The organism is Citreicoccus inhibens, from assembly GCF_019039035.1.
Lineage (GTDB): Bacteria > Myxococcota > Myxococcia > Myxococcales > Myxococcaceae > Citreicoccus > Citreicoccus inhibens.
The window spans coordinates 98502-112014 of the sequence record NZ_JAHNZT010000015.1 but is presented as its reverse complement, the minus strand read 5'-3'; the positions used below and the strand labels follow the sequence as shown (position 1 = coordinate 112014).

Below are 13513 nucleotides of genomic sequence, written 5' to 3'. Positions count from 1 at the left end.
AATGGAACGGCGTTCCATAGGTCATGCTGGAACGCTGTTCCAGGCCTGTCAAGATGACGCCATGAGAACGGCAAAGCGGGGGACGGAGCGGCGTGAGGACGCGCTCTCACGCGAGCGCATCGTCGAAGCGGCCATCGCGCTCCTCGATGAAGAGGGGGAGAGCGGGTTGACCTTTCGTGCGCTTGCCACGCGGCTCGCTACGGGGGCGGGCGCGCTCTACTGGCACATCGCGAACAAGGGCGAACTGCTCATTGCGGCCACCGAATCAGTCGTTTCCCGGTCATTGGCCGAGACGCCGGCCAGCGCCACGCCCCACGAAGCGATCCGGGGGATTGCCAGGAAGGTGTTCGAGACCATCGACGCGCATCCATGGGTCGGCACCCAACTTTCTCGTGCGCCGTGGGAATCACCGACGCAGCAGCTCTTCGAGTGCCTCGGGCGTCAGGTCCAGGCCCTGGGGGTTCGGGGGGGCGCTCAGTTCACGTCGGCGTCTGCGCTGCTGAGCTACATCGTCGGTGCGAGCATCCAGAACGCCACGAACGCCCGCCTGTTCGAGCCGTCGGTGGACCGCGTTGAGTTCCTCGAAGCGGTGTCAGCGCGGTGGAAGGCGCTCGACGCCCGCACGTATCCCTTCCTGCGGAAGGTCGCGGCACAGTTGCCCACGCACGACGACCTCGCCGAGTTCCTCGCCGGCATCGATCTCATCCTGACGGGGCTCGACGCGTCGCTCTAACGAGTCGCGGGGAGGTCTCCGTGGGTCCTCGCGGGCAGTCCACTGGACGGCGACTGCGAGACACCCTCCCTCCGACATGGATCCGACGAGGCTGCCGGCGCGCTGGAGTTACAGGGCCAGTCCTGAAAGGGCTCGATGCCTCCAGGCGCCATGGCGTGCCCGGAAGGGACAGAGGAGCGTCTCGCGGGTGTCATGCGACACGTCCTCCTCTCGCGTCCCTCCCTCAGAAGGTGATGGTGGCGACGACGACGTCGCTGTAGCTGCCCGAGGGCACATTCTGTCCCTTGGGGACGGTGCCGTAGATGGACACAGGGACGGACAAGCCCGTGCCCACGTAGGCCAGTCCGGTGCCCGCGGTGTTGCCCCACGTCACGAGGCGCGCGGCGTCCTGGTACAGCGAGTAGGACAAATAGTTCGCCGAGGTCGTGTTCAACATCCGACGCAGGGGCGCGGCATCCGTGGAGCCCGTGTTGGCGTTGGCGCCCTGGCCCAGCGTGACGACGGCCGTCCCGAGCAGCGTGCACTGCACGTTCATGGTGCCGGAGCCGAGCAGGTCCACGCCGGTGCTCGCGTTGAGGATGACCGGGTCATAGCTCCCGAAGTTGAGGGTGCCTGAGCTGATGGTGCATGCCGAGCCGACCGTGGCCGTCACCGTCAGGTTCGCGGTGGCCGTGGCAGCCTCCGCAGGGGAGAAAGAGGCGAATGCAGTGGCGACGCCAATGACAGCAGCAACACGCGTGGTGGCTCTCATGGGCAATACTCCAGCAACGGGCCGGGAGGTTCCGGCGTGGCCTTCGCCAATGCAAATTGAGCGCCGCGCTCCGCTGCCTCTGGTACCTCGCTGTCCCGGTGGTCGGGGGCCACTCGGCGCCCCTCGCATCGGCCGGGTTCACTCACCGCGGTGTCGGGCGATGCGGTCGAACCTGTTTCCTGCTCAAGGACCGGATCGATTCCCGTTCTTTCTCCGGATGCATGTCCACGGGCCGCAGCCGGGCAGGGACGTTGACGCGGCGCGGTGCGGGCTGCTGCGCTGTCGCAGAGCCGGAGAGCCCTGCGCACTCAGGAAAAGATGACCCGAAATCCACCAGGGGGTGCTAAACACCCCAGACTCTCTCCTCCCTCCTGGTCCGAGACGAACCGCGTGACGAGCCCCGTGCGGCAGCGACGAAGGAAGCCGGTCCCGATCGGCGAGCAGGAGCGTCGACAGGTTGCGTGCCCGAGTGGCGCGCGAAAAGCCCTTGAAGTTCGGCGGCTTGAAGCCGAGTGTCCGCGGCCCTCAGCGCGCCCCCCTGGGTGGCGCGCGGGTCCTTCCTGGCGACACGGGGCGCGCGGGCTACAGCCACGTGCCTCAACGGGCCTGTAGCCAAAAACTGGCGTGGAGATCCGACCGCGCGCAGCATGCGCACTCCCGATCATGGCCTTTGGACGAACCAAGAACCGGCGTCGCCAAGACACCGCCCAGCGCACCGAGGTGGTGAAGGGCGCGGTGCGCTCGCACGGGCCGACGGTGGCCAAGGCGCTGGGGCTGGCGGTGGCGACGGCGGCGCTCATCTGGGGAAGCCTCGAGCTGCGGAGCTGGGCGCTTGCCTCGCCGCGCTTCGCGCTGGAGTCGGTGACCATCACCGGCTTGCAGCGTGCGTCGCGAAGCGAACTGCTGAAGCTGTCCGGCCTGACCGCTGGACAGAACCTCTGGTCGCTGGAGCCGTCCGCCCTGGAGCGCGCCATGCTCCAGCACCCCTGGGTTCAGTCCGTGGAAGTGACGCGCCGTTTTCCGCGCGCGGTCTCCGTGACGGTCTCCGAGCATGCGCCTGCCGCGCTCGCGGTGCTGGGCGACTTGTACGTTCTGGACGAGGCCGGAGACCCCTTCAAGCGCGTGACGCCCGGGGACGGGCTGGACCTGCCGCTCGTCACCGGCGTGGTTCGCGAGGACTACGTGGCGGACGCCGACAAGGTCCGCCTGCGTCTGCGCGAGGCCCTGGAGGTGGCGCGCGCGTACACGCGGCTGCTGCCGGGCCGCACCGAGCGGCTGTCCGAGGTGCGTTTGGGTGACGCCGGGCTTGCGTTGGTGACCGCGACGGGGCAGGAGGTGCGCCTCGGCGCGGGCGACACGGAAGTCAAGCTCGAGCGGCTCGCCCGCGTTCGGCGCGAACTGAGCGCGAGAGGGCTTGCGGCCGAGATCATTCATTTGGATAACCGTGCCCGACCCGGTTGGGTGGCGGTGAAGCTTTCGAGCGGGTCCGTCTCCGAGAGGAGCGGGGGCTCGACGCGGTAAGAGGACGCCCCCTCACGAGAGTGGGGGGCCTGGGAGGGTAGTCATGGCGAAGCAGAAGTCGGGGGAGATCATTGTCGGCCTCGACATCGGCACGACGAAGATCTGCGCCATCGTCGGGGAGCTGACCGACAACGGGATCGACATCATCGGCATCGGGACGCACCCGTCCAAGGGGCTCCGCAAGGGCGTGGTGGTCAACATCGAGGCCACTGTGTCGTCGATCCGTCGCGCGGTGGAGGAAGCCGAGCTGATGGCCGGGGCGGAGATCTCCCACGTCTACACGGGGATCGCCGGCGGCCACATCAAGGGCTTCAACTCCCAGGGCATCGTGGCAGTGAAGGACAAGGAGGTGCGCGAGGCGGACATCGCCCGTGTCATCGACGCGGCCAAGGCGGTGGCCATCCCGTTGGACCGGGAGGTCATCCACGTCCTGCCCCAGGAGTTCATCATCGACGACCAGGGCGGCATCAAGGAGCCGCTCGGCATGGCCGGCGTGCGCCTGGAGGCCAAGGTGCACATCGTCACCGGGGCCGTCTCCAGCGCGCAGAACATCGTCAAGTGCGCCAACCGCACGGGGCTCAACGTCTCGGACATCGTGCTGCAGCCGCTGGCCAGCGCCGAGGCGGTGCTGAGCGAGGACGAGAAGGAGCTGGGCGTCTGCCTCGTCGACATCGGCGGCGGGACCACCGACATCGCAATCTTCTCGGGCGGCTCCATCGTCCACACGGCGGTCATCGCCCTGGGCGGCAACAACCTCACGAGCGACATCGCCATCGGGCTGCGCACGCCCGCGCATGAGGCCGAGCGCATCAAGCAGAAGTACGGCTGCGCGCTGGCGTCGCTCATCAACAAGGACGAGACCATCGAGGTCCCCAGCGTGGGCGGCCGTCAGCCGCGCGTGCTCGGGCGCCAGATTCTCTGCGAGATTCTCGAGCCGCGCGTGGAGGAGATCTTCCAGCTCGTCCACCGCGAGATCCAGAAGTGCGGCTACGAGGACCTGCTCGCCTCGGGCATCGTCATCACCGGTGGATCCACGCTGCTGGCGGGAATGCCGGAGCTGGCCGAGGAAGTGCTCGGACTGCCGGTTCGCCGGGGCATGCCGCGCGGCATTGGCGGCCTGGTGGACGTGGTGAAGAGCCCCATGTACGCGACCGGCGTGGGCCTGGTCGTCTACGGTGCCAAGCACCTGGATCGCCGCCTGTTCCGGATCCGCGAGGACGGCAACGTGTACAAGAAGGTCAAGGGCCGGATGCGGGAGTGGCTCGAGGAGATTTTCTAGGCCGCTGTCCCCGCGTTGCTGCGGTGCGCAAAGGGCTCCCTTCGGGGGGCCCTTTTGCGTTGGAGACGGACGCAGCGCGTTGGTTCAGCACGCAACACCTGGGTCATCCGCGATCCGGTTTCTGGAAATCAGATCCGTGATTCGGATCCGCGAGCCCTTCCAGGTTGGGAACGGGCGTGGAAGCCCTTGAATTGGCGGAGGATGGCCAAGGAGTGGACACTGGCGCCGCGCTTGCTATGCGCGCCCTTCGCGGTGGGGGGGCCCATTCCCTTTCGGCCGCAGACCTTATGCACACACCCCAGTCACTTCCTCCCCCACGGCGGACGACTCGCGACGCGAGCGGTCCGCGGACCGCGGCAGGTCTGTTGGCCCTGCTGTGCGTCGCGCTGCTCGCGCCGTCCGCCCACGCCGAGCCGGACACCATCGGCTTGGGGGCGGGCACCGTTCCGCTGAACGTCACGGCCGCCAATACCCTGAGCGCCAACCGCTACGCGTTGGTGACGGCCAACATCGCGGCGGGGCAGAGCACCGCCACGGTGGATAGCTCCACGGGCTTCGCCGCGAACAACCTGGTGATGGTGTTCCAGGCCACGGGTATCAGCACGGTGCCTCCCTCGGGCAGCCAGGCGGACATCGACCTGACGGGCAACGTCGTGGGGCGCTGGGAGTTCGCGTACATCCAGACCATCACGGGCACGGCGCCCAACATCACGGTCACCTTCAAGAAGCCGATGAAGGCCGCGTTCGCCGCCAATGTCACGCAGCTGGTGCTCGTGCCTCAGTACACCACGGTCACCATCAACGCAGGCGCGAGCCTCGTCCCGCGGCAGGTCTGGAACGGTTCGACGGGTGGCGTGCTCGCCCTCCTCGCCACCGGAGCGGTCACCAACAACGGCACCATCAGCGCGGCGAACGCGGGCTTCCGCGCCGGCATCTTCCGCAACGGCGAGGGTGATGGATGCGTGGGCATTGATGAGCCGTACCCGGGCGGTACGTCGAAGGGCGAGGGCGTGGCGCCTTCGCGCTTCAGCATCGAGCCGGATCCAGACCTGTTGCCGGCGGGTACGACGGGCTACGGAAACATCGCCAATGGTGGTGGTGGCGGCATCTGCCACAACTCGGGTGGTGGCGGCGGTGGCAGCGCTGGACCGGGTGGCAAGGGTGGGCGGACGTGGACGGGCGATGACGGTGGAGCGCAGCCCTCGCGTGATGTGGGCGGGCGCGGTGGTGTGCGCATGATCTTCACCCCGTTGGATCACCTGCTCTTCGGTGGTGGTGGTGGCGCGGGTCACGCGAACGACGACCTGGGTGGCGCGGGTGGCGCGGGTGGCGGCATCGTGTTCATCCGTGGTGCGTCGCTGACCGGTAACGGAGCCATCACCGCGAACGGCGCGAGTGGCGCCAACTCGCGCGGCGCGGGCAACGACGCCGCAGGCGGCGCGGGCGCGGGTGGCACGGTGTCGCTGCGGTTCACCGGGAACATGACGTGCTCGGCGAACACCGTCACGGCGAATGGTGGCAACGGCGGCAGCACGATCTTCAACACGCACGGCACGGGCGGTGGCGGTGGTGGTGGCCGCATCCTGATTCAGGGCAGCACCGCGACCTGTACGCCAATCGTGACGGGCGGCAACGCGGGCACCCAGCCGGATGCGACCGCCATCGATGGCCGGACGTACGGCGCGGTGAACGGGTCGCTGGGCGTCATCACGGTGCTGACGAGCGCTTTCCCGACGAGCGTGGCGGCTCCGGTGGTGGTGACCCCGGCAAACGGGTCTACGACCTTCTCGCCCACGCCGGTCATCTCAGGCACGGCGCCGGCGAACTCCACCGTCATCATCTCGGTGGACGGCGTGGAACTGGGGCGTGTCACGGCCGATACCACCGGCAACTTCACCTTCACGCCGAGCACCGCGCTGACCTCGGGGGCCCACACGGTCAACGCGACCGCCGAGGTCCAGGGCGTCAGCAGCCCGCAGAGCAACACGAACACTTTCACCGTCGTGGTGGACACCACGCCTCCGGATACGAGCTTCACGTCGACGCCGCCCGCGGTGTCGAACTCGTCCAGCGGCACGTTCGACTTCAACTCGAATGAGACGGGCGTGACGTACGAGTGCAAGCTCGACGGCGCGGCGACGTTCACCCCGTGCACGGACCCCGTGACCTTCACGGGCCTCACGGACGGCAGCCACACGCTTCAGGTTCGCGCGCGGGATGCAGCGGGCAACGTGGACCCCACGCCGGCCAGCTACACGTGGACGGTGGACACGACGCCTCCGGACACGAGCTTCACGTCGACGCCGCCCGCGGTGTCGAACTCGTCCAGCGGCACGTTCGACTTCAACTCGAATGAGACGGGCGTGACGTACCAGTGCAAGCTCGACGGCGCGGCGACGTTCACCGCGTGCGCGGATCCGTCGACGTTCACGGGCCTCGCGGACGGCAGCCACACGCTTCAGGTTCGCGCCGTGGATGCGGCGGGCAACGTGGACCCCACGCCGGCCAGCTACACGTGGACGGTGGATACGACGGCCCCGGATACGAGCTTCACCTCCACGCCTCCGGCGGTGTCGAACTCGTCCAGCGGCACGTTCGACTTCAACTCGAACGAGACGGGCGTGACGTACGAGTGCAAGCTCGACGGCGCGGCGACGTTCACCGCGTGCGCGGACCCGTCGACGTTCACGGGCCTCGCGGACGGCAGCCACACGCTTCAGGTTCGCGCGCGGGATGCAGCGGGCAACGTGGACCCCACGCCGGCCAGCTACACCTGGAAGGTGGACACGACGCCTCCGGACACGAGCTTCACCTCGACTCCGGCGCAGAACTCCAACTCGAACGTGGCGGTCTTCGACTTCAGCTCGAACGAGACGAACGTTACGTACGAGTGCCAGCTGGACGGCGCGGTGCTCTTCACCCCGTGCGCGGACCCGTCGACCTTCACGGGGCTGGCGCAGGGCAGCCACACGCTGCTGGTTCGCGCCGTGGACGCAGCGGGCAACGTGGACCCCACGCCGGCCGTGTACACGTGGAACGTCGACACGCTGGCTCCCGATACGTTCATCGTGAGCAAGCCCGCGGCGACCACGAGCAGCACGTCCGCGACGTTCGACTTCGACTCGAACGAGACGAACGTGACGTACGAGTGCAAGCTGGATGGCGCGGCGTCGTTCTCCGCGTGCACGGACCCTGTGACCTTCACGGGCCTCGCGCAGGGTGACCACACGCTGCAGGTTCGCGCTCGCGATGCGGCGGGCAACGTGGACCCGACCCCGGCCAGCTACACGTGGCACATCGATACGCAGATTCCGGACACGTTCATCGTGAGCGGCCCGGCCTCGATGACCAACGCCACCTCGGCGACGTTCGACCTCAACAGCGACAAGCCGAATGTCACGTATGAGTGCTCGCTGGATGGCGCGGCGTTCGTGGCATGCACGGACCCCATGTCGTACAGCGGCCTGGCGCAGGGCAACCACACGTTCAGGGCCCGCGCTCGCGATGCGGCGGGGAACGTGGACCCGACCCCGGCGACCTACTCGTGGACCATCGACACCACCGTCCCCGCGAGCCCGGTCATCACGGGCCCGACGGACGGACAGGTGATTGCCACCCAGCGTCCCGGCTTCACCGGTACGGCCGAGCCCGGCACCACCGTCACCGTGGTGGTGGATGGCGTGACGCTCGGCACGGCCCTGGTGGATGCCACGGGCCACTGGACCTTCCCGAGCCCCGTGGACGTGGGCCCGGGCGCGCACGTCGTGACGGCGACGTCGACGGACAGCGCGGGCAACACCAGCCCGTCCACTCCGCCGACGCACTTCACCGTGGACGTGGTTCCTCCTACGGCGCCGACCATCACCTCGCCCGCGGACGGCTCGGTGGTGAACTCCAAGCGGCCCGACTTCACGGGCACCGGTGAGGCCGGCAGCGTCATCACCGTGGTGGTGGATGGCACGACGCTCGGCACGGTGACGGTGGACCCGACGGGTCACTGGTCGTTCCCGTGCACCGTGGACCTGACCCCGGGCGCGCACGTGGTGGATGCCACCGCGCATGACGAGGCGGGCAACACGAGCCCCACGGCCACCTCCCACTTCACGGTGGACCTGACCGGTCCCGACACGCTCATCGTCCAGGGCCCCCCCTCGCTGACGAACGTGCCGAACGCGACGTTCGACTTCGACACGACGAACGGCGGCGTCAGCTACGAGTGCAGCCTGGATGGCGCGGCCTACACCGCGTGCACCGACCCGGTGACGTTCTCGGGCCTCGCGGACGGCACGCACGTCCTGCACGTTCGCGCGGTGGACGCGTTTGGCAACAAGGACCCGTCTCCGGCCACGCACACGTGGACGGTGGACACGATTGCTCCCGCCGCGCCGCTCATCACCTCGCCCGCCGATGGGACGTCGGTGGGTGACACGACGCCGGACATCTCCGGGACGGGTGAGCCGGGCAGCTCCATCATCGTGACGGTCAATGGCCACACCTACGGCCCTGTCACGGTGGACCCCACGGGCCACTGGACCGTCCCCGTGACGGATCCGCTCCCCGAGGGCCCGTACACCGCGACGGCCACCAGCACCGACCCGGCGGGCAACACGAGCCCGCCCACGCAGACCTCGTTCATCGTGGACCTGTCCGAGCCGGAGACCCTCATCGTCTCGGGCCCGGCCTCGGTGACCCGGAACACCAGCGCGACGTTCGACTTCGACACGGTGGGCGGGGTGTCCTACGAGTGCCGCCTGGATGGCGGTGGCTGGACGTCCTGCACCGACCCCGTGACGTTCACGGGGCTGTCCGAGGGGAACCACTCGCTGGCGGTTCGCGCCCGCAACGCGGCGGGTATTGTGGACTCGACCCCGGCCACCTACGCGTGGACCGTGGACCTGACGCCGCCCGACACCGCCATCACGAGCGGCCCTCCCGCGACGACGAACTCCACCACGGGCACGTTCGACTTCGAGTCGAGCGAGCCGGGCAGCACCTTCGAGTGCAGCGTGGACGGCGGACCGTACGTCGCCTGCTCCAACCCGTACGTCCTCACGGGCGTGACGGATGGGACGCACACGCTGGATGTCCGCGCGGTGGATGGCGCGGGCAACGTGGACCCCACGCCGGAGCACTATGAGTGGACGGTGGACACGACGCCCCCCGTGGCGCCGACCATCGTCACGCCGGCGGATGGCGCCGTGCTGTCCAACCCCGTGGTGGAGATGACGGGCACGGCGGTGGGCTCGACCTCCGTCATGGTGACGCTCAACGATGGCGTGACGTACGGCCCCATCCCCGTGGACAGCAGCGGCAACTGGACGTTCACGCCGCCGGTGTCGCTGACCGAGGGCCCGTACAAGGTCGTCGTGGTGGGGCATGACGCGGCCGGGAACGAGAGCCCGTCCGTCACGTCTCACTTCACGCTGGACTTCACCGCGCCGGACACGGTCATCGACAGTGGCCCGCCCGCGATGACGAACCAGACGAGCGCGACGTTCGCGTTCTCCTCGAACGAGAATCCGGTCACCTACGAGTGCAGCCTGGATGGCGCGGCGTATGTGGCGTGCACCACCCCCACGTCCTTCAGCGGACTGGCGGATGGCGAGCACACCCTGCTCGTTCGCGCGACGGACGCCGCGAACAACACGGACGCGACGCCTGCTTCGTACACCTGGACGGTGGATGCGACGCCCCCCGCGGCGCCGGTCATCGTCACGCCGGCCAATGGCCAGGTGTTCACGGTGCCCGTGGTGACCTACTCCGGCACCGCCGAGCCGAACAGCCAGGTCACGGTGACGGTGGATGGTGTCCAGGTGGCGGTCGTGCCGACGGATGCCTCGGGTCACTGGACCTATGGTCCGGGCCAGCCGCTGACGGATGGCGCGCACTCGGTCACCGTGACGGCCACGGATGGCGCGGGCAACACCGGCCCGTCCGCCACGAGCCCGTTCAGCGTGAACGCGCACGTGCCGGATACCTTCATCACGCAGTCGCCCCCGGCCGTCTCCGCGAGCAACGCGGCGCACTTCGAGTTCGGCTCGGATGAGGCGAACGTCACGTTCGAGTGCAAGCTCGACGCGGCGGCGTTCGTCCCGTGCTCCGCCACGCTCAACCTGACGGCGCTCGCCGATGGTCCGCACACCCTGTTGGTGCGCGCCATCGACAGCGACCTCAACGTGGATGCGACCCCCGCCGCCTACACGTGGACGGTCGCGCTGGACACGGATGGCGACGGTCTGTCCGACGCGGACGAGGCGATTCACGGCACCGACCCCACCAACCCGGACACGGACGGCGACGGTCTGCCGGACGGCCTCGAGGTGAAGGTCAGCCACACGGATCCGCTCGACGACGACACGGACGATGACGGTCTGCTCGATGGCAACGAGGACGCCAACCATGACGGCCTCGTGAGCGCCGGAGAGACGGACCCGAACAAGGCGGACACGGACGGCGACGGGCTGACGGACGGCCTGGAGCTGGGCCTCACGCAGCCGCAGGGCACGGGCACCAACCCGGCGAAGTTCGTCGCGGACGCGGACCCGAGCACCCACACGGATCCGCTCAACAAGGACACGGACGGCGGCAGCGTGTTCGACGGCATCGAGGACGCCAACCACAACGGCAGGGTGGACGCCGGCGAGACGAACCCGCTCGTCAAGTCGGACGACATCGACGCGGATGGTGACGGCATCGACAACGCCACCGAGCTGGCGCTCGGGTTGGATCCGTTCGACAACGACACGGATGACGACGGCGTGATCGACGGCGTCGACGGCATCACGGACACGGATGGCGACGGCATCATCGACGCGCTCGATCCGGACAGCGACAACGACGGCCTGACGGACGGCCTGGAGAGCGGCATCACGGCGGAGACCGCGCCCTCGGGCACGGACCGCAATTCTCCCCACTTCCATCCGGACCTGGACCCGTCCACCAAGACGGACCCGAAGCAGGCGGACACCGACAAGGACGGCCTGACGGACGGTGAGGAGGACGCGGACCGCAACGGCCGCGTGGGCGCCGAGGAGACCGACCCCAACAACAAGGACACGGACGGGGACGGGCTGCTCGACGGCACCGAGGTCAAGGGCTCCAACGCCACCAACCCGCTCAAGGCCGACACCGACGAGGACGGCCTGACGGATGGTCAGGAGGACAAGAACCACAACGGCGGGCTCGACGACGGCGAGACGGATCCGCGGCAGGCGGACACGGACCACGGCGGCGTGCTGGACGGTGAGGAAGTGGCGGGCGGCACCAACCCGCTCGACGCCAACGACGACTTCCTCGTCGTGGGCCGTGGCTGCAGCACGGGTGGGGCGGGCTCGCTCGCGCCGCTGGCGCTGCTGCTCCTCGCGCTGCCGATGATGGGGCGCCGCGCTCGCCGCTCGGGTGCGCGGGGGAACCTGTCCGGGGCGCTCCTGGGGTTGGCGCTGACGGTGGCCCTGGTGGCTCCGGCGGCGCGGGCCCAGGCTCCGGCCGCCTCGCAGGCCATCGACGTGCAGCAGTACAAGCCGGGTCCGGCCGCTGGGGACATCCTCGGCGTGCATGGGGCCAAGGTGATGCGCCACCTGGGCTGGAACGTGGGGTTGTCGTTCAACTACGCGGACAAGCCCCTCAACTTCTTCGACCCTCGCTCGGAGAAGTTCCTCACCTCGCTGGTGCGCAGCCAGGTGGGGTTGGACCTGATGGGTGCGATCGGTCTGTTCGATCGGCTGGAGCTGGGCGTCGTCCTCCCGGTGACGCTTCAACAGTCCCAGCCTGCCCCAAACGTGGATGCCTCCTTCGCGCAGGGCGTGAGCTCGGGCGGAATCGGGGACCTGCGGCTCGTTCCCAAGGCGCGGCTGCTGGAAGGGGATGACTACGGCCTGGCGCTCACGGTTCCGGTGTCATTGCCCACGGGCGGTGCCTCGGACTTCCTGGGGGGCTCGGGCGTGTCGGTGAACCCCCGGCTGGTGGCGGAGTATGGGCGCCGCGTGCGGTTGGCGGCGAACATCGGCGTGGACTTCCGCCGCGAGCAGCAACTGCGCAACCTGCGCGCGGGCAACGCGCTGGCGTACGGGCTGGGCCTGGAGGTGCCCTTCACCGTGGGCCGCACGCCGCTGTCCGCCGAAGCCACGCTCGTGGGGGCCATGGGCCTGAAGGAGCACGACGTGGAGGAGCGTCCGCTGGAGATCCTCGCCGCGCTGAAGTACCGCGCGGCGGGGGGCCTCACCGCGCACGTGGGCGCCGGTCCGGGCATCACCCGGGGGTATGGCACGCCTGGGTACCGCGTCCTCGCGGGCCTGAGCTACAGCGCCGAGCCGTCTCCCGCGCCGAAGCCGGCCCCCAAGCCGGTCTGCGCCTTCGGTCCCGAAGACCTGGACGGCTTCCAGGACGATGACGGCTGCGCGGATCCGGACAACGACAACGACGGCATCCCGGACGTGGCGGACAAGTGCCCGAACGAGCCGGAGACGGTGAACGGCTTCGAGGACCAGGACGGCTGCCCGGACACGGTGCCCGTGAAGGTCGAGCCCAAGCCCGCGCCCCCGGTGGACTCGGACGGCGATGGCATCGTGGACTCGCTGGACAAGTGCCCCAACCAGCCCGAGGACAAGGACGGCTTCCAGGATGAGGACGGCTGCCCGGATCCGGACAACGACCACGACGGCATCCCGGACGTGGCGGACAAGTGCCCGAACGAGCCCGAGACCATCAACGGCGTCGAGGACGAGGACGGCTGCCCGGACAAGGGCAAGGTGAAGGTGCTCGTCGAGGGTGAGCGCATCCTCATCCTCGAGAAGGTCTACTTCGCCACCAACAAGGACATCATCCTCCCGCGCTCGTTCCCGCTGCTGAAGCAGGTGGCGTCGGTGCTGCGCGCCAACCCGCAGGTGGAGCTGCTGCGAGTGGAGGGACACACGGACAGCCAGGGCGACGACGGAAAGAACCTGGACCTGTCACGTCGCCGCGCCGCCAACGTGCGCACGTTCCTCGTGAAGGATGGCATCGCCCCCGAGCGCCTGGAGTCCGTGGGGTATGGCGAGTCCAAGCCGGTGGACACCAACAAGACGGCGGCGGGCCGCGAGAACAACCGCCGCGTCGAGTTCCACATCCTCCGCATGGGCAAGGTGGAGGTCGAGCGCGACGCCCCCTGAGCCCGCTCGACTGAGGTGAACGGGCCCGTCTCCCTCGGGGGGACGGGCCCGTTGCATTTCTGGCGCAGGCCTGGACTGGCCGA

The 13513-nt window shown here is 69.0% G+C and carries 5 protein-coding genes; 4 read left to right on the top strand and 1 reads right to left on the bottom strand.

Annotated elements, in window-relative coordinates:
- The first annotated feature begins 1 nt into the window (after nucleotide 1).
- Nucleotides 2–733 (top strand): TetR/AcrR family transcriptional regulator, encoded by a 732-nt coding sequence (locus KRR26_RS19275; RefSeq protein WP_236068788.1) that lies wholly within the window; start codon nucleotides 2–4, stop codon nucleotides 731–733.
- A 223-nt stretch (nucleotides 734–956) separates the two neighbouring features.
- On the opposite strand, the gene pru is transcribed toward KRR26_RS19275, so the two are convergent.
- Entirely contained in the window at nucleotides 957–1484 is a 528-nt protein-coding gene (pru, locus tag KRR26_RS19270; RefSeq protein ID WP_120202196.1) for a fruiting body development fimbrial-like coat protein PRU, read from the bottom strand.
- Nucleotides 1485–2147: 663 nt separating this feature from the next.
- On the opposite strand from pru, the gene KRR26_RS19265 reads away from it, so the two are divergent.
- From KRR26_RS19265 to agmC, 3 genes are all read left to right on the top strand, one after another.
- Nucleotides 2148–3005, top strand: coding sequence for a cell division protein FtsQ/DivIB (locus KRR26_RS19265; RefSeq protein ID WP_217080484.1), 858 nt, complete (start codon nucleotides 2148–2150; stop codon nucleotides 3003–3005).
- Between the two features lie 43 nt (nucleotides 3006–3048).
- On the top strand, nucleotides 3049–4284 hold the full coding sequence (ftsA, locus tag KRR26_RS19260; RefSeq protein ID WP_120202192.1) for a cell division protein FtsA: 1236 nt from the start codon (nucleotides 3049–3051) through the stop codon (nucleotides 4282–4284).
- Nucleotides 4285–4649: 365 nt separating this feature from the next.
- Entirely contained in the window at nucleotides 4650–13430 is an 8781-nt protein-coding gene (agmC, locus tag KRR26_RS19255) for an adventurous gliding motility protein AgmC (protein ID WP_217080483.1), read from the top strand.
- Nucleotides 13431–13513: the final 83 nt, after the last annotated feature.